The 15277-nt window shown below is 48.8% G+C and carries 23 protein-coding genes and 1 pseudogene; 20 read left to right on the top strand and 4 right to left on the bottom strand.

Annotated features, from left to right (window positions below):
- Positions 1–21: 21 nt before the first annotated feature.
- Positions 22–858, top strand: coding sequence for an alpha/beta fold hydrolase (locus QH73_RS22350; RefSeq protein WP_039714389.1), 837 nt, complete (start codon positions 22–24; stop codon positions 856–858).
- 73 nt (positions 859–931) lie between these two features.
- Positions 932–1321 (top strand): cupin domain-containing protein, encoded by a 390-nt coding sequence (locus QH73_RS22345; protein WP_039714390.1) that lies wholly within the window; start codon positions 932–934, stop codon positions 1319–1321.
- Between the two features lie 34 nt (positions 1322–1355).
- On the opposite strand, the gene QH73_RS22340 is transcribed toward QH73_RS22345, so the two are convergent.
- Positions 1356–1571 carry a hypothetical protein gene (locus QH73_RS22340; RefSeq protein ID WP_132867473.1) on the bottom strand — a complete coding sequence of 72 codons (216 nt, stop codon included), beginning with the start codon at positions 1569–1571 and terminating at the stop codon, positions 1356–1358.
- Between QH73_RS22340 and QH73_RS22335 the strand changes: the two genes are divergently transcribed.
- From QH73_RS22335 to QH73_RS22300, 8 genes are all read left to right on the top strand, one after another.
- Complete coding sequence (locus QH73_RS22335; protein ID WP_052289894.1) at positions 1570–2160, top strand: ester cyclase; 591 nt, start codon at positions 1570–1572, stop codon at positions 2158–2160. The genes QH73_RS22340 and QH73_RS22335 overlap by 2 nt on opposite strands.
- A 34-nt stretch (positions 2161–2194) precedes the next feature.
- Entirely contained in the window at positions 2195–2596 is a 402-nt protein-coding gene (locus QH73_RS22330) for a RidA family protein (RefSeq protein ID WP_039714391.1), read from the top strand.
- Positions 2597–2727: 131 nt separating this feature from the next.
- Positions 2728–3003: a UBP-type zinc finger domain-containing protein gene (locus tag QH73_RS22325; protein WP_132867472.1), complete on the top strand. Its 276-nt coding sequence runs from the start codon at positions 2728–2730 to the stop codon at positions 3001–3003.
- A 79-nt stretch (positions 3004–3082) separates the two neighbouring features.
- The gene (locus tag QH73_RS22320; protein WP_039711380.1) at positions 3083–4024 is read left to right on the top strand and encodes a DUF5996 family protein; all 942 of its coding nucleotides are present in this window, start codon (positions 3083–3085) and stop codon (positions 4022–4024) included.
- A gap of 161 nt (positions 4025–4185) precedes the next feature.
- Positions 4186–4761 carry a TMEM175 family protein gene (locus tag QH73_RS22315; protein WP_039714392.1) on the top strand — a complete coding sequence of 192 codons (576 nt, stop codon included), beginning with the start codon at positions 4186–4188 and terminating at the stop codon, positions 4759–4761.
- 334 nt (positions 4762–5095) lie between these two features.
- Positions 5096–5788: a TetR/AcrR family transcriptional regulator gene (locus tag QH73_RS22310; protein ID WP_039714393.1), complete on the top strand. Its 693-nt coding sequence runs from the start codon at positions 5096–5098 to the stop codon at positions 5786–5788.
- A 56-nt stretch (positions 5789–5844) separates the two neighbouring features.
- Complete coding sequence (locus QH73_RS22305) at positions 5845–6804, top strand: CPBP family intramembrane glutamic endopeptidase (RefSeq protein ID WP_039714394.1); 960 nt, start codon at positions 5845–5847, stop codon at positions 6802–6804.
- A 75-nt stretch (positions 6805–6879) separates the two neighbouring features.
- Positions 6880–7620, top strand: coding sequence for a CPBP family intramembrane glutamic endopeptidase (locus QH73_RS22300; RefSeq protein WP_039714395.1), 741 nt, complete (start codon positions 6880–6882; stop codon positions 7618–7620).
- A gap of 57 nt (positions 7621–7677) precedes the next feature.
- Here the strand turns inward: QH73_RS22300 and tnpA are convergent, their stop codons facing one another.
- Positions 7678–8121: an IS200/IS605 family transposase gene (tnpA, locus tag QH73_RS22295; protein ID WP_039711384.1), complete on the bottom strand. Its 444-nt coding sequence runs from the start codon at positions 8119–8121 to the stop codon at positions 7678–7680.
- Between the two features lie 56 nt (positions 8122–8177).
- On the opposite strand from tnpA, the gene QH73_RS28415 reads away from it, so the two are divergent.
- The 7 genes from QH73_RS28415 to QH73_RS22265 all read left to right on the top strand — a co-directional run bounded on the left by QH73_RS28415 (position 8178) and on the right by QH73_RS22265 (position 11229).
- On the top strand, positions 8178–8660 hold the full coding sequence (locus QH73_RS28415; RefSeq protein ID WP_236147132.1) for a hypothetical protein: 483 nt from the start codon (positions 8178–8180) through the stop codon (positions 8658–8660).
- Positions 8660–8968 carry a CPBP family glutamic-type intramembrane protease gene (locus tag QH73_RS28410; RefSeq protein ID WP_236147131.1) on the top strand — a complete coding sequence of 103 codons (309 nt, stop codon included), beginning with the start codon at positions 8660–8662 and terminating at the stop codon, positions 8966–8968. Before QH73_RS28415 ends, QH73_RS28410 begins: the two co-directional genes overlap by 1 nt.
- 143 nt (positions 8969–9111) lie before the next feature.
- Positions 9112–9399: a hypothetical protein gene (locus QH73_RS22285; RefSeq protein ID WP_039710281.1), complete on the top strand. Its 288-nt coding sequence runs from the start codon at positions 9112–9114 to the stop codon at positions 9397–9399.
- A gap of 18 nt (positions 9400–9417) precedes the next feature.
- A complete protein-coding gene (locus tag QH73_RS22280; RefSeq protein ID WP_039710282.1) occupies positions 9418–9795 on the top strand; it encodes a hypothetical protein in 378 nt (125 codons plus the stop codon).
- Positions 9796–9851: 56 nt separating this feature from the next.
- Positions 9852–10271: a peptidoglycan-binding domain-containing protein gene (locus tag QH73_RS22275; RefSeq protein ID WP_039710283.1), complete on the top strand. Its 420-nt coding sequence runs from the start codon at positions 9852–9854 to the stop codon at positions 10269–10271.
- 44 nt (positions 10272–10315) lie between these two features.
- Positions 10316–10693, top strand: coding sequence for a nuclear transport factor 2 family protein (locus tag QH73_RS22270; protein ID WP_039710284.1), 378 nt, complete (start codon positions 10316–10318; stop codon positions 10691–10693).
- 170 nt (positions 10694–10863) lie between these two features.
- The gene (locus QH73_RS22265; protein ID WP_039710285.1) at positions 10864–11229 is read left to right on the top strand and encodes a cupin domain-containing protein; all 366 of its coding nucleotides are present in this window, start codon (positions 10864–10866) and stop codon (positions 11227–11229) included.
- Positions 11230–11415: 186 nt separating this feature from the next.
- On the opposite strand, the gene QH73_RS22260 is transcribed toward QH73_RS22265, so the two are convergent.
- Positions 11416–11964 (bottom strand): protein kinase domain-containing protein, encoded by a 549-nt coding sequence (locus QH73_RS22260; RefSeq protein WP_039710286.1) that lies wholly within the window; start codon positions 11962–11964, stop codon positions 11416–11418.
- A gap of 734 nt (positions 11965–12698) precedes the next feature.
- On the opposite strand from QH73_RS22260, the gene QH73_RS22255 reads away from it, so the two are divergent.
- From QH73_RS22255 to QH73_RS22245, 3 genes are read left to right on the top strand one after another with little or no spacing between them, the layout of a single operon-like run.
- Complete coding sequence (locus QH73_RS22255) at positions 12699–13487, top strand: DUF4058 family protein (protein ID WP_039710287.1); 789 nt, start codon at positions 12699–12701, stop codon at positions 13485–13487.
- Complete coding sequence (locus tag QH73_RS22250) at positions 13487–14005, top strand: hypothetical protein (RefSeq protein WP_039710288.1); 519 nt, start codon at positions 13487–13489, stop codon at positions 14003–14005. Before QH73_RS22255 ends, QH73_RS22250 begins: the two co-directional genes overlap by 1 nt.
- A 7-nt stretch (positions 14006–14012) precedes the next feature.
- The gene (locus QH73_RS22245) at positions 14013–14753 is read left to right on the top strand and encodes a hypothetical protein (protein ID WP_039710289.1); all 741 of its coding nucleotides are present in this window, start codon (positions 14013–14015) and stop codon (positions 14751–14753) included.
- A 133-nt stretch (positions 14754–14886) separates the two neighbouring features.
- Here the strand turns inward: QH73_RS22245 and QH73_RS22240 are convergent.
- A pseudogene (locus QH73_RS22240) lies at positions 14887–15277 on the bottom strand (hypothetical protein); the annotation flags it as partial.

The following is a 15277-nucleotide window of genomic DNA, read 5'->3' as shown; positions in this document are numbered from 1 at the left end:
CAGTATTTATAGGAGATTGCAATGCCTTACGTTACTGTCGGTCAAGAAAATTCTGCAACCATCGATCTCTACTATGAAGATTTGGGAACAGGTCAACCGATTGTTCTCATTCATGGGTTTCCCCTCAACGGTCATTCCTGGGAAAAGCAAGTATTAGTATTACTGAATGCGGGATATCGAGTCATTACCTACGATCGCCGCGGATTTGGCAACTCCAGTCAACCCTCATCTGGCTATGACTACGACACCTTCGCCGCCGATTTGAATACACTCATGACTAGGCTTGACTTGCAAAATACCGTGTTGGTTGGCTTCTCAATGGGGACGGGTGAAGTCACGCGCTATCTTGGCAAATATGGCTCAGAACGGGTGCAAAAAGCGGTTCTGATGGCTCCTGTGCCACCATTTTTGTTAAAGACGAATGACAATCCAGAGGGCGTTGACCAAAGCGTTTTCGATGGCATTATGAAAGCGATCGTTGAAGATCGTCCAGCTTACTTTTCTGAATTTTTCAAAGCGTTCTTCAATGTGGATGTGTTGTTGGGCGATCGCATCAGCAATGAAGCAATTCAGGCAAGTTGGAATGTGGCAGCAGGCGCTTCTGCTAAAGGGACTTTGGATTGTGTTCCGTCCTGGCTCACCGATTTCCGCGCCGATCTGCCCCGCATTGACGTACCGACTTTGATCGTTCATGGCGATGCCGATCGGATTTTGCCGCTTGAGTCCACCGCAGCAAGACTCCCGAAGCTGATTAAAAACAGTCAACTGGTTGTCATTCCTGGTGGACCACACGCGATCAACTGGACTCATGCCGATCGAGTCAATCCCGTGTTGCTTGACTTTCTGCAGCAGGAATAATCAGTGACCTTTTCTCCTCCAAAATTCACAGATCCTGAAATCGAGCCGATTGTGTAATTGCAAGCCTAAACTTATGCTGATCCAAAAACTAAACGACTGTGAAGAAATTATCGCTGGAGATGGAACTATTCTGCGCGAACTGCTTCATCCTGACAAACAAGACATCAACTTGCGTTACAGTTTGGCGTATGCGATCTTGCCTGTTGGCAAAACTTCGATTCCCCATTCCCTAAAGACTTCTGAGGTTTATTACATCATTAGCGGTGTTGGAGAAATGTCGATCGACAGTGAAGTTCGTCGCATTGAACCAGGCGATGCGGTTTACATTCCTCCAAATGCAATCCAGTTCCTTCACAACTACGGCGATGAACCCATTGTTTTCGTTTGTCTAGTCGATCCAGCTTGGCGCAAAGAAGACGAAACGATTTATGCACCTGAAATTGAAGCAACCGCATCACTCTAATCCAATCGCTCAAAACTATGAATTCACAAACAGCTCAAACCACCACTACGGCTGACGAGTCCGCAATCCGTCTTTCCATCACCATCGCGTAGCGTCTTGAACTCACCGCATCTAGCGGACAGGCACCCTGGGTGTGATGTGCTGGATAGACGCGCAACTCGTAAGAATCTGACGAATCATTGTAAGGATCTGAAAGAAGTAAAGCATTGGAATCAATGCAGTTTAGATAGAACTTAGGAGAATTCAACATGGTCAAAGAGCAAACAGCAGACAAACAGGCAGTACAGGCAACTCCAAGCCTGACACCCGCTCAGGAAGCCTTGCAAGCGGTCTGGGAAGAGCATATCGGGCACGAGTTTGGTACTCACAGCCCTGAAGATGCTCTCGCTACTATGGTTGAGGACGCTTATGTGAATAACATTCCAGTGATGACTGGGGGAGTCGGAAAAGCAGCAGTGGGTGAGTTTTATTCCAAAGACTTCATTCCCCAGATTCCGCCAGACCTCGAGCTAGTTCCGATTTCGCGCACGATCGGGATGGATCAACTCGTTGATGAAATGGTGGCTAAGTTCACGCATACGCTTCAGATGAACTGGATGATCCCTGGCGTTGCTCCGACTGGGAAACGGGTTGAAGTGCCAGTGGTGGGGATTATTCGGTTTCGTGATGGCAAGATAGCCCATGAACACCTCTACTGGGATCAGGCGAGTGTCTTGGTTCAAATCGGCTTGTTGGATGCTGAAAAACTGCCTGTTGTGGGCGTTGATAGTGCGCGTAAATTGATGAATCGGAACTTGCCCTCGAATACACTAATCGATCGTGCTAGTCATAGCAACTAAATGTTAGAGCAAGCTTTTCATCAATAGGAACACCATGAAAAAGCCAGAGTTTTTTGTCACCCCTGGTTATGGGGAATACATGCTGAGTAGATTGCACTACTCGCAAGCGGTAAAAATTGACGATCGAGTAGAGATATCAGGTCAAGGTGGCTGGGATGACAATCTGCAAATTCCCAAATCGCTCGCAGACGAAATTGCTCAGGCGTTTCGGAACGTAGAGCGAACCTTGGCGACTGCTGGTGCGGGTTGGGATCATGTTGTCCACATCAATTCTTACCATGTTGGCGGGTTTCCCCCAGAGGTTAACGAGGTGATGGTCAAGCTATTTCGTCATTACATGCCCGATCGCGCCCCAATTTGGACAGAGGTAGGAGTCGCGGCGCTTGCGCTTCCAACGATGCGGATTGAAATCCGCGTGACTGCAATTGTTCCGTGAATTTTGCACAAGCGGCAACGGGGTGATTCGGCGACTACGTTGAGGAGAAGGACGCGCCCCTAATTTCAGGTTTCACATCAGCCTCAATCATTCTGTTCACCGTTGTCTCCTATCAAAGATACCAAAAAACTATGACCTGCGAACATCTCAACAATCTAACTGCGGAAAACCTGATTTCTAAAGCAGCTTATCCCGTATTTCGTTGTGAAGAGTGCATGAAAATAAATAGCCGCTGGGTACACCTGCGGATTTGCCAAACCTGTGGTAAGATGCTGTGCTGTGATTCTTCTGAGCATCAACATGCTCGCCGTCATTATGAGGCAACCAGTCATGCAGTGGTTAGTTCGGCTGAATTGGGAGAGCAGTGGTTATGGTGTTTTGCAGATAAACAGGGAAAAGACTATTGATAGCGATTGATAGCGATTCTGATTTCATCTAGATTCTCTTCTCACTTTTTAGCATATTTTCCTCAAGTGAAGGCTTCTTATGGCAGTTTCTGTTCAAGGTACTCCCATTGACATCGTTTGGCCCAGTTTGCCCCTAGCAGCCTGGCAGGATACATATACAACCGTCCATTTATGGACACAAATCATCGGTAAAATTCGGTTGGCACTAGCTCCTAAACTCAACCACTGGTGGCAATCTACTCTCTATGTCACACCGCGTGGACTGACAACCGCTTCAATCCCTTACGAAACTCGTAACTTTCAAATTAGCTTTGATTTTCTCGACCATCAACTACAAATCGACACTAGCGACGGCATCACTAAAAGAATTGCATTGGCTCCTCGCTCTGTTGCAGATTTTTACCAAACGGTGCTGACCACATTGAGCAACATCGGCATCGAAGTCCGAATCTGGACGATGCCGCAAGAAGTGTCAGAACCAATCCCGTTCGAGCGGGACGATCGACATGCAGCTTACGATCCGGAATATGCACAACGGTTCTGGCGAATTCTCGTGCAAGTCGATCGGGTCATGACCTTATTCCGTTCGCAGTTTATTGGTAAATCCAGCCCTGTGCATTTCTTTTGGGGCAGCTTCGATCTCGCTATGACTCGTTTCTCCGGTCGTCGTGCGCCAGAGCATCCAGGGGGAGTTCCGAATATGGCAGATTGGGTCACACGAGAAGCCTATTCACACGAAGTCAGTAGTTGCGGCTTTTGGCCAGGGGGTGGGTCAATTGTGGAGCCTGTTTTTTACGCTTATGCTTACCCTGCGCCGGAAGGGTTCCGCGATTACCCTGTTCAGCCTAAGGAGGCATTCTATAGCTCGGAGTTGCAAGAGTTTATCCTACCCTATGAGGTAGTAAGACAAGCTGGCGAACCAGATGCGGTACTCCTTGCTTTTCTCCAAAGCACTTATGAAGCAGCAGCAAATTTAGGACATTGGGATCGAGTCGCCCTGGAACGCACCCCAACTGTGTAAGGCTAACAAATTGCTGAAACGGATGGCTTAGCGATCTTGATACGAAGTTTGAGGCGATCTGCTGCCACTTAGCGATACTGATGGATGGTGGATAACCGGACAACCATTTTTGCAAACGGCAGTTATACAACGCGGTAAGCAGACAAGGAGCATACCCAAAAGTGGTTAAAGGTAGGTTAGAAGCATTCAGTGATGGGGTAATTGCTATTATTATCACCATTATGGTATTGGAGTTAAAAACACCTCATAAGTCAGATTTAGCTGCGCTACGTCCGCTGATTCCAACCTTTCTAAGCTATGTGTTGAGTTTCGTGTATGTTGGGATCTACTGGAACAATCACCATCACCTGTTTCAGGCAGTCCGACAAGTGAATGGTTCAACTTTGTGGGCGAACCTACATTTGTTGTTCTGGTTATCATTATTTCCCTTTGCCACCGCATGGATGGGTGAAAATCACTTTGCTGCGTTGCCTGTTGCGCTTTATGGTGTGGTTCTATTGTTGGCTGCGATCGCCTACTTCACTCTGACCCGCACGCTGATTTTTCACCACGGTCAAGGTTCCACACTTGCAAACGCTCTGGGTCGGGATTTTAAAGGCAAGTTATCGGTATTGATTTATGCAGTTACAATTCCACTTGCTTTTGCAACTTCTTGGCTTGCCTGTGCGTTATACGTTTTGGTTGCAGTCCTGTGGCTCATTCCCGATCGCCGGATTGAAAAGACGTTGAACTCATAAAGTTCCATGTTCGATGCAACAAAAACCAGCTAACAAACCCTCTGCACCAGAACGAATATAGGTTGTTGGTCACAGGCACAGGTGATCTGCGTCCGGTAAGCGGGAACGTTATGCCGCTTAAACCTAAGACGGGAAGGTGGCTGATTCTCGTACTGCGATATCTGGCGTTTTCGCGGCGACAAGATGGTCGAATTAAGAGCTTTCGTCATCAAAACTGAGGTCAAGGCTGAAACCAGCAGCGCAGCATAAATCATCTGCAAAAGCTACCTCCTGTGAGGTATGTCATTTAGTGACAAAATGTCATTAAATGACAAATATGACAAGAAAGACGGTCATGACGAGTGATGGTGACAGCAACACGAGGAGCAATCACAAATCAGGCAATCGCAAATCAGGGGGGATGAATGCACAACGGCAACAGCGGGTACGTCTGGAGATTTCGCGGGAGGCAGCGCGTTTGTTCTGGGAACACGGTGTTGCTGCCACGAGCGGCGAGCAAATCGCAAGCGCGGTTGGAATCTCGGTGCGAACCCTCTGGCGGCACTTCCGCAACAAGGAAAGCTGTGCTGAGCCGGTCTTGGCGCAGGATGTCGAGGAGTTTGTGGCGGTGTTGCGCCGCTGGCCTCGGGAGGTTTCCCTCGAAGATCACCTCGTCGAGTGGGCGACGAACCGACCCCGAGATCCCGATCGGCAGTCCTATGACGAGGCTGTGATCAAGATGACCGTGCTGGCTGAAAAAGAGCCGGATCTGCGTGCGGCTTGGCTAATGACTAACGATCGAATAGAGCGCGAGATGGCTGAGATCATCGCGGATCGCCTGCGCCGTTCGGCTGACGATATCGAGGTGCGGCTGCACGCGGCAGCAGCCACCGCAGTCTTGCGGGTCATTAGTGAAGATGTCAGTGCCGCGCTGATGGCGGGAGCAGATCGCGCCTCTATCGGCAACCCGATCAAGCACATGGCCCACGCCGTGCGTGTAGCCACTGGTGGGGTGGTCGGTGATCCCGTCGAACCCGGAAAACAATAGCAGAGGCAACTAGCGACCCGATCCAAGCACTACGTATACGAGTAAAGGAGACAAAGATGAAGATCAAAGCAATCAAAAGAAAGCAGGGAATCGGAACGGAAGTGAAAGACGCGACTTACGTGGAGGCTGCCCGGTGGGGTAAGTATCGGTGGTGGCGGTATCTTCTAGGGCTGATGATCATCCTTTTTGCATGGATGGTCGCCGCTAACTTCGCCAGTGCGCTCGTCGCGCTTGCGCTCAGCGGTCGGGAGGGTGTTGCGGCATTCAGTCGGCTGGATTACGCTGCGTTCGGTTCCGTGGGAGGCTTCGTCGTGGTCATGGCGGGTTTTCCGGTGTTTCTCGCGGGAATCCTCATCGCTGTCTCCCTCATCCACCAGCGTCATCCCCGGACGCTCGTCACAGCGCGGGAGAAGATCAGTTGGCATCGCGTCGGTCACGGCTTCGTGGCTGGGTTCGTGCCGTGGGTGCTGCTAGGCGGGCTGGGGCAGTACCTCCTTTACCCCGATAGCTTCTCCTTCAACTCCGACCTCAAGACGTTCGCGCTCTTCGTGCCGATCGCACTGGTCATCACTGCGATCCAGACGACCACCGAGGAGCTTTTCTTTCGCGGGTACATCGTGCAGGGCGCGAGCCTGATCTGGTCTAACCGCGTGTTTCTGGCGATCGTTTCGGCTGTAATCTTCACCCTGCCGCACGCCACCAATCCGGAGTCACAGGAGGGTGGCTGGATTGGGATGTTCCTCGGACTCTTCGTCGGCACGGGTCTGCTGTTTGCGATCGTTTCACTGATCGATGGCACGACCGAGCTTGCGATCGGCGCACACTTCGCCAACAACATTGCGTACTTTCTCTTGTTCAACTGGTCTGGAAGCTTCTTCACCACGCCAGCCCTGTTCAGCATCAGCGAGTACCATGCGAGATTCTACGACATCACATCTCTCGTGCTGATTCCCGTCTTCCTGGTGATCGTTTTCCGGTTGTTCAAACGCGACGAAGCATCCGAACCCGTTTCCTAGAGCCATCAGAAGGGTCGTTGGTGATCTCATCAGTTCGTACAACCATAAGCAAATGTACCAAAGGAGTTGATCATCATGTCTAAATTCTCTTCTAACCACCCGCAGGAGTCAGAAGATACTGCCGAGTTCTCTAGTCGGCCTGCACACAACCGGCTCACACGTCCAAAGTGGCCCGAAGCCATTGTTGGTCTTGTCGTCTTTTTCGTAGTCGGGATCGGCGGTGGCTTGCAACTCTCGCGGCTTGGACTCGATCCCGTGGTCTACGGACTGGTTTTCACCGCGCTGTCTGGCATCGCTGGCATCGCCGGGTTCGCCGCCGCTGTGCTGCTCCGTATCCGTTCCCTAAGCCCCTTCGGTGTCCGCCCGACTTCTCGGCGGTGGCTGCTCATCGGAGTCGCAGCAGGAGTGGTTGCTTTTGTCCTCAAGAGTCTGGCGGCTCTGGCCTGGATTCAGATCACCGGGGACAGCACCAACGTCCAGGCTATGTACGGGGAAGGTGGCAGCGGCGGGATACTATCCCTGATCCTGGCGACGGTGTTCCTCGGACTTCTCACACCCCTGGGCGAGGAGTTGCTCTTCCGGGGTGTCATCACCAATGCCCTGCTTCGACATAGTCCGGTTCCTGGGGTTGTGGGCAGCGCCTTGATCTTCGCGATCGCCCACGGCATCAACACCGTCTTCCCCGTAGCCCTAATAGTCGGTCTCATCACCGCCGAAATCTTCCGCCGTAGTGGATCGGTCTGGCCCGCTGTTGTCGTTCACGCCGTCGTCAACCTGCCCACGATCCCAGTGGTGGTTGCCGCTGGCATAGGCTGATAGGACGGATCATTTGGAGAATGAACTACCCCGCCGCAAGCGGACGGGGTATCAGAATCAAAAGAGAGATAATTGCTCATCTCGATGCAATTTGAGATAGTCATTCCCCTGTTTTTTCACATACCTGGCAATCATCCCTTCATCACCATGTTTTCCAACTGTACTCGCAAAATACCCATCACTCCAAAACTCGCCGCCCCACAGCTGTTGTTTCACTTGCGGACAGCGTTTAAATACTTCTCTGGCTGTGAGACTTTTGAGCATTGTTACCAGCTTGGTCACACTATAAGTTGGCACTGACTGTACTAAGAAATGCACATGGTCTTTGTCCACACCAATTTCGACAAACTTGATTTCATAGCGTTTCTCAATCTCTAAACACACCTCCCTCAAAACTGCATCTACCTGTTCGTCGAACACAGCTCGTCTATACTTTGCGGGAAACACCAAATGGTAAAGCAACACCGTAACGTTATGACTTTTATGAATATATTCGCTCATTCCTCACATTTTACGCCGCAGAGCGGCGGGGAATTTGACCCGCAGAGATTAAACCAATGGCAATTCTGAAACAATTCGGGATTTTATTTGTATTGGGCAGTGTGGGAATTGTGATGTTCACGATCGCGTCTATTCCTTTAGTCGAGCAACAGTTAGCGAAACTGTCGCCAGAAATACTGGAAAAAGTACCTCCATTGTGGATTTTAATGCTTCTGCAAGGACTACAGTATTCAATTCTATTGGCAATCAGCATTCTGATCGGAATTGGTTGTGCCTATCGTGTTGGATTATGCTCCCATTTTATCGATCGTTGGGTGTTTCACACCGCTAAGTCTCCATCTTTTGTCGTTGAGATGAAGTGGAGCTTGGGTGTGGGTGCAGCGGCAGCGATCGTTCTCTTGTTGCTCGATCAGTTGATGCAACCTGTCCTACCTGAAGCGCTACGGGCAGCCAATAATACAGAGCCAAGTGGGTTGAATTTGCTCACAGCAATGTTCTATGGCGGCATCACTGAGGAAATTTTGATGCGCTGGGTTTAATGTCGCTGTTTGTTTGGATCGCGTGGAAAGGGCTAAAACAAGGCGTTACGTTGCCAAGTCAAGGGATTTACCAGGGTGCGATCGTTCTAGCCGCGTTGGTATTTGGACTACTACACCTGCCAGCGACTGCCGCGATCGTTTCCCTCACTCCAGTTGTGATTATTCGGGCGTTGTTACTGAATGGGATTGTGGGGATTGCGTTTGGCTGGCTCTTTTGGCAATATTCGCTAGAAGCTGCAATGTTAGCCCATATCAGCTTTCATGCTTTCACCTCTGTTCTTAGCGGTTTACTGGCAAGGTTGCCTTAAGTTTTGGAATAGATCTCGTAGGGCTAGCACTGCCCACAAAGCTTTACCGTGAAAAGTTTTACAAAGAAAGGTTTTAAAAATGGTGGGCGATGCCCACTACTTGAATTGATGCTCAACTCTACAGTTTTAAGGTGGTAAATCAAATGATTCAGTGCAAAGATTTTGCGCCTCGGATTACAGAACGGGGACCCTTCGGGGGAGCTTCCGAGTATGAATCCTTCTCTGAGGTTGTGAGTGTTGTCAATCAGTGGATCGGAAGTAGAACGATCCAGGCGATCAATGTTGAAACCGTTGTTTTACCCGATCGGATAGAAGGCACAAGTGATGGTGACTACGGATTGACAACCAGTAATGGCTTCTACCCAGTGATAATCAGTCAAGGCGTTACAATCAATTGCTTTCAATCTGTGCGGGTCTGGTACAGAGAATAAGCTTTATTGGAGAAAGCAATGAAACGATTTACCTTGTTTACTTTCCTGTATCTCGCGCTGGGAATTTGTCTGACCGCGATCGCGCTGGGATACCCAAACCTGCCTTCGGGTCTTCAAACCAGCCTGTTCGTCAGTGCAGGAGTATCCTACCTTGTTTGCCTCTTCAGTACTTTCCCATTTTGGCGTGAGATGACGATCCGCTTCTATCGCAGACGGAATTCAGCGGTCATTCTACCCTGGTTGGTGATTGGATTCAACATTGTTGTGACGATCTGGGAGGTTCAGAGTCAGAACTGGGCGATGGAAGCCATTTTACAAGCGTTTTCGCGGCTAATAGTTGTCTTACTGTTTGCAGAAATCATTGTTGTTACATGGCAAGTGAATCCTGAACGTTAATGTCAGTTGTGGATGATGCCGAAATGAACTAGAACCAATCCATCAGGAGAACAATCATGAAACCTCGAACCATTTTCGGATTACTAACGCTCGCTATCGGATTGCTCGGAGGCGCCTTCACTCATCGGGCGATCGCACAAAGCATTCCTTCACAACAACCATCACCGATTCTGATTGCAACTGCCTACACTGATTTAACCTTACCCACCTTGCGCCAAGGAGATCGCGGCAGAAACGTACAATTGTTACAACGCATTCTTCAAGACAATGGCTTTTTAGGAGCCGCAGGCGTGAGATTAGGCAATTCAAATGGTGCGATCGTCGATGGCATCTATGGTGAGATCGCAGCTTCTGCGATACGAGATTTACAGCAACGGTACAAAATCCCAGTCACAGGGCAAGTGAACCCTACAACTTGGGAAGTCCTGGATATGCGCGAAAACCTCTACCGATCGCCGCTTCCCTGGCAACAATAGAGCCTCACACATCCTACACAATCTTGAACAAAGGAGAGATCCTGATGTCAGAGAACAATAAAGCAATCTTAGAAGCGGCAAACGCGGCGATCGCGCTAGGCAACTATGAAGGATTCTTGTCGTTCTGCACCGACGATACGGAATGGACATTTATCGGCGACAAGTCCCTGAAAGGAAAAGTAGCCGTTCGCCAATGGATAGCAACGACATACATAGAGCCACCAAAGTTTATGGTTGCTAACTTAATCGCTGAGGGTGATTTCGTCACGGCACTGGGCGACCTCACAATCAAGGACGAAGACGGGAACGCAACTCATTACTCCTACTGCGATGTCTGGCGCTTTCGCGGCGGCAAGATGGTCGAATTAAAAGCTTTCGTCATCAAAACCGAGGTCAAGAATGAAACCAGCAGCGCGGCGTAAATGATTTGCAAAAGCCAGTAGGGTGGGCAGTGCCCACAAAACCTTACTGTGAAGGGTTTTACAAAATGGTGGACGATGCCCACCCTACTACTCTGTTTTTGTGCATGAAATCTGAAATTCAAGACGTGTCAATAAATCGTTCATCCTTGTTGTATTCAGGAGTCTAATCAATGCTGATTCAAAAATTGAGTGAACGCAAAACCTTTGCTGCTGGAGATGGTACTAAATTGAGAGAGCTTTTACATCCTGATAAGCAACCTCTTGAGTTAAGCTACAGTTTAGCGCACGCAATCTTACCAGTAGGAGAAACTTCTAAACCGCATTCTTTAAAGACCTCTGAAGTCTACTACATCCTCAGCGGTGAAGGAGAAATGCATATAGACAATGAAAGTGAGACAATAGAACCAGGTGACACAGTTTATATTCCACCCAATTCTAAGCAATTTGTTCGTAATTATGGTGTTGAACCTTTGGTATTTCTATGTATCGTAGATCCTGCTTGGCGCAAAGAAGATGAAATCGTATATGTTGATTAATTCTTAAGTTTGCTGCCAATGAACTATATTCAACAGCTTTTTCCATTTTTTCAGGAGGTGAAATCACCGATGTCTACTCGCAACACGTTCCGAAATTCATTTGTTCTACCTATTACTCCGGCAATAATTGAGAGTGCATTTTTGAAGCTAGAACCTTTGAAAAACCTAGACTTCTTTTCGTACCTTTCATTGCCGGTTTAATAAGTAGGCAAGGGTTCCTTCTAGAAGATGGAGACTTTTAAACGTTGGATTGGTGCGGCTGAAACGAGTAGCAATCCCAAAATCAATCATTTTGACAACGCCAGTCTTCGGATTCAGGACGATATTGCTTGAGTTGATATTTTTATGAATCACATTAGCGGCATGAATTTTGCCTAAAATATCGGTAATGGCGATCGCCAGCCTCAGAAAATTCGCACTAGGCATGGAGTAGAAGTCTGATTGCTGCTGTCGCCAGCGTTCTAAAAACTCGCCGCTAAAGTCTTCTAGAAGGATGACCAGCGTGCGTTGATAGTTTTGCTGGCTGTATGCCTTGACCACACCTTCTAGGTTGAGGGAACGAGTAATTTCATATTCTTGTCTGTAGCGGGTTAATTCTTGGGAGGAGGGATAATCTTGCTTGAGGACTTCAGCGACAACTGCACGACGATCTTGCTCTCCAATCCCCTGATACACAAGAGTTGCTGAACTTTCATAAAGCTTGGCTTGGATGATGATACCAGGTAGGGTAATCATATAACTCTTGAGATGAGTATCATGCCGCCATAACTTAAACTATAGAAGATTTAGAGCGATTTTCAACCGTAACTATCTTCCTATCTTCTCCATCGAAGTGGTATTGTCATTTATTTGAGATAGGCTGGAATGACAGCAGCACAATACTATAGTCATCAGCGCCCAGATTTTGAACTTTGGACAGCAGCTCTTGTCACTGCACTAGCAAGTCTCGTCAACTGATCATTTGTTGACACACCTAGTTTGGATGAACGAGTCAAGTTAATTAGGGCTGTGTTTTCATTTGAGGTACGAGCTGGCGCACATTAATTTCCAGAAATTTACCCTCAAAGAAAAAGCCGAGAAGAATTAGCGCTCGGTAATGAATAAACTGACCAAACTAGGATACACCGTTCAATTCCACTAACCACCCATCTCGGTAACACGGCTCAAACAACTTCGTGTAATAAGTGACGAATATATACAAATGATGCACGGTTTGGAAAAAGGTAGTGGTGAGTATGGCGAAGCGTGTCACTACAATTGGGGATATCGGTTAGCACAAATGTCAAAGTGCGATCGCGTCCGGTTATGAGCATCTTCACCGATTTGTTTACTAAGAGTATTGACAGCCTCAAGTCAGTGCGTTAACAGCGACTCTATAACTGGCGTAGTTTGCAGACGTACGCTCGTAGTCCAGTATTATCGGTTTGGCAAGTTGTACAATACAGAAGATTGTCATCGGCTTTGCGTTTATGCCTTCGCCCTTTCCAGGGATGGACCCTTATCTTGAGGGATACTTGTGGTCGGACGTGCATTCGGCATTGGCAAACAAGATTCGCCAAGTGTTAGTGCCGCTACTGCGTCCCCGTTATACGGCTAGGCTGGAAATTTATTTAGTGGAAGATAACGCTCCAGAAGCCGAAGTCGGGATTCTCTACCCCGACGTGGAAGTACTTCAGGTTCGTACCGCTCCAACTGGTGCGCTATACTCAAACCAGTCTGGTGCGATCGCTACGACACCCGCTCAACTAACGCTGCCCGTGCTGCAACCAGTTGAAGTCCGCGTGCCAACTGTGGAAATCCGCGACACCGCACTCAACGTCTTGGTAACTTGTATCGAAATTCTGTCTCCCGTCAACAAGCGCGAACCAGGACTGGCTGGATACCGCCAAAAACGCCACCGCCTTTACCAAGCAGGAGTCAACTTAATCGAACTGGACTTGCTGCGCCGAGGTAGTCGCCCTTTCAACCATCCGCGTTTGCCAAGCGTGCCATATTTAATTGAGCTAACTCGCGCCTCCTCCGGCGTGGTAGATGTTTGGACGTTGGGGTTGCAAGATCGGTTGCCCGCGATCCCCGTGCCACTGCGCCAGCCCGATCCTGACGTACCCCTCGATCTGGCTGCTGTCTTGAATGCTATTTACGACGAGGCAGCTTACGATCTGTCAATCGACTATCGCACCTCACCACCGCCTCCACCGTTATCCGAGTCGGATAACCTTTGGCTGGAAAACTTACTCGCACCGTTGAGGGAGGAGTGATGTCTCGCCCCAGCCAGGAAAAATGCAGGTTATGCTCGAAGTTGAGCGTCACTGAAGCCAAGCTCAAACACGGACAAGAAGGCGATCGCTGTTGGGATGACGAGCGCTGTCACAATCGCCGCTCCTACTACCGCCATCGAGGAGTGCGAAACTACAATCGCAAACAACACCGCCGCCAATCGATCGCGCCAGAACTTTCGCAGCCAACGCATACAGCAATTCTGGAAATTCCCGCTCCCGCCCTTGGAGCAGCAATTGCTCACTTCTACCGAGAAACAAAAGACTCGCCCCTACACGCAATTGGAGCCGAACTGTGGATGGGCAACCATCGAGTGGCAAAAATTGAACCAGTACATTGTTTGGGGCTGGCAGAAGCACAAGTGAGAATGTTATTGATGAGGATATTAGAGGGATTTTCTAGTCATAGTAGAGTCAAGATCGAGCGCTTCCGTTCTACGGTAGAACTGCATCCAACCAACTGCCCGATTCGCCCTTGTCCAATGCATCCCAATAGCTAAAAACGTGGTGGAAATCGTACAGCTCGAATTGGATTTGTGGCAGGCATTGGATGTTGCAATCGAGTCCCCTGAGTCGGCGGACGTGCGATCGCTGCTGCTGTCCTTAGATCGGGTGATGGAGCATGGCGATCTGGCACAACAGTTAGCGATCGGAGCTGAGGGGGTAGCGCGAATCGCAGCAGTTTACGCGGCACGGGCAGAGTCACTAATTTGGGAATGGGAAACCCAATACAATCCAACCGAACCAGTTGTAGATGTCGATGAATGTGCCGATCTATTCGTGCAGTCGCTCCATTTAGATCTATCCGATTTTATTGAACCACCCCAAGCAGTACAGTATCCCCAAAATCGACAGCCCCCAACTGCGATCGCTACCAATAACTCTCTTGTCGGACAAGTAGATAAGTCAGCAGTATTGGCAATGGTAAGACAACTAGAAGCAGAAGATAATTCAACCCTATCTGATGCAGAGCAAAAAGATTTCATAATTGCGCTTGCCCATACTGAAGATTTTTCGATGTGGCAGCGTGCGATCGCCGATTGTTTTATAAGTGCGTCAGTTAGGTGTTTACCATTGATTGAGCTGGTAGAACAAATACAGTCTTCATCTACACTAGAGTCAGATCGAAAAGTGCTATTAGTCAAAACTTGGTTAGCTGTTCTGTCAGGTGATTTTGAGTTGGTGCAGCGGGAAGATTTCTACAGTCAAACTGGAGTTTGGGTTTCTTTGCCTGTTATTAATGCCTAAGACTTCAGCTTTGAATTGCCCGACCGCTTGTCTATGTAAATGCTACGTATCGAAATCGATTCGATGACGATGACGATGACGATTTTGATGATGAAATTCAATGACTGGATCGCAGTATGCATTCTGCGTCGATCTAGGTGAATTTACGCGGAATATACTCTAAGCAATATCCCCGAGGATCGACTTTGTGTTCTGCTAGCGGGCTGTCGCCACATTCGCAACAACCGCTTTTTTCGTTGAAGTACTGGCATTTTACGCAACATTCCTGTTGTGATGTCGCAGCTTCTTCGTATTCTTTTTTCATGACCAGGTGTAGATTGTTAGCAGCACATAACCTGAGCGAAACGCCTTCCCACTTGGCTTTAACTACCCCATTGCCTGCTAATTTTTGCCAGCGCGGATCTGATTCGACGACTGATTCTGGGACTCGCAGCCACGCCCCTTCTGCCTCCGCCAACACTTCTAGCTCAAACTCCTGCTCCGCATTAATTACGGCTTGTTGGTAACTTTTCAAGTTCTTGGGA

The sequence above is a fragment of the Scytonema millei VB511283 genome, assembly GCF_000817735.3.
In the GTDB taxonomy this organism is placed as follows: domain Bacteria; phylum Cyanobacteriota; class Cyanobacteriia; order Cyanobacteriales; family Chroococcidiopsidaceae; genus Chroococcidiopsis; species Chroococcidiopsis millei_B.
The sequence above is the reverse complement of the archived record's forward strand: the minus strand, read 5'-3'. Positions and strand labels throughout refer to the sequence as shown.

Excerpts from the sequence above, each read along its gene's own strand:
- QH73_RS22350 (WP_039714389.1), top strand. The coding sequence starts at position 22 with ATGCCTTACGTTACTGTCGGTCAAGAAAATTCTGCAACCATCGATCTC.
- QH73_RS22345 (WP_039714390.1), top strand. The coding sequence starts at position 932 with ATGCTGATCCAAAAACTAAACGACTGTGAAGAAATTATCGCTGGAGAT.
- QH73_RS22335 (WP_052289894.1), top strand. The coding sequence starts at position 1,570 with ATGGTCAAAGAGCAAACAGCAGACAAACAGGCAGTACAGGCAACTCCA.
- QH73_RS22340 (WP_132867473.1), bottom strand. The coding sequence starts at position 1,571 with ATGTTGAATTCTCCTAAGTTCTATCTAAACTGCATTGATTCCAATGCT.
- QH73_RS22330 (WP_039714391.1), top strand. The coding sequence starts at position 2,195 with ATGAAAAAGCCAGAGTTTTTTGTCACCCCTGGTTATGGGGAATACATG.
- QH73_RS22325 (WP_132867472.1), top strand. The coding sequence starts at position 2,728 with ATGACCTGCGAACATCTCAACAATCTAACTGCGGAAAACCTGATTTCT.
- QH73_RS22320 (WP_039711380.1), top strand. The coding sequence starts at position 3,083 with ATGGCAGTTTCTGTTCAAGGTACTCCCATTGACATCGTTTGGCCCAGT.
- QH73_RS22310 (WP_039714393.1), top strand. The coding sequence starts at position 5,096 with ATGACGAGTGATGGTGACAGCAACACGAGGAGCAATCACAAATCAGGC.
- QH73_RS22305 (WP_039714394.1), top strand. The coding sequence starts at position 5,845 with ATGAAGATCAAAGCAATCAAAAGAAAGCAGGGAATCGGAACGGAAGTG.
- QH73_RS22300 (WP_039714395.1), top strand. The coding sequence starts at position 6,880 with ATGTCTAAATTCTCTTCTAACCACCCGCAGGAGTCAGAAGATACTGCC.
- tnpA (WP_039711384.1), bottom strand. The coding sequence starts at position 8,121 with ATGAGCGAATATATTCATAAAAGTCATAACGTTACGGTGTTGCTTTAC.
- QH73_RS28415 (WP_236147132.1), top strand. The coding sequence starts at position 8,178 with ATGGCAATTCTGAAACAATTCGGGATTTTATTTGTATTGGGCAGTGTG.
- QH73_RS28410 (WP_236147131.1), top strand. The coding sequence starts at position 8,660 with ATGTCGCTGTTTGTTTGGATCGCGTGGAAAGGGCTAAAACAAGGCGTT.
- QH73_RS22285 (WP_039710281.1), top strand. The coding sequence starts at position 9,112 with ATGATTCAGTGCAAAGATTTTGCGCCTCGGATTACAGAACGGGGACCC.
- QH73_RS22280 (WP_039710282.1), top strand. The coding sequence starts at position 9,418 with ATGAAACGATTTACCTTGTTTACTTTCCTGTATCTCGCGCTGGGAATT.
- QH73_RS22275 (WP_039710283.1), top strand. The coding sequence starts at position 9,852 with ATGAAACCTCGAACCATTTTCGGATTACTAACGCTCGCTATCGGATTG.
- QH73_RS22270 (WP_039710284.1), top strand. The coding sequence starts at position 10,316 with ATGTCAGAGAACAATAAAGCAATCTTAGAAGCGGCAAACGCGGCGATC.
- QH73_RS22265 (WP_039710285.1), top strand. The coding sequence starts at position 10,864 with ATGCTGATTCAAAAATTGAGTGAACGCAAAACCTTTGCTGCTGGAGAT.
- QH73_RS22260 (WP_039710286.1), bottom strand. The coding sequence starts at position 11,964 with ATGATTACCCTACCTGGTATCATCATCCAAGCCAAGCTTTATGAAAGT.
- QH73_RS22255 (WP_039710287.1), top strand. The coding sequence starts at position 12,699 with ATGCCTTCGCCCTTTCCAGGGATGGACCCTTATCTTGAGGGATACTTG.
- QH73_RS22250 (WP_039710288.1), top strand. The coding sequence starts at position 13,487 with ATGTCTCGCCCCAGCCAGGAAAAATGCAGGTTATGCTCGAAGTTGAGC.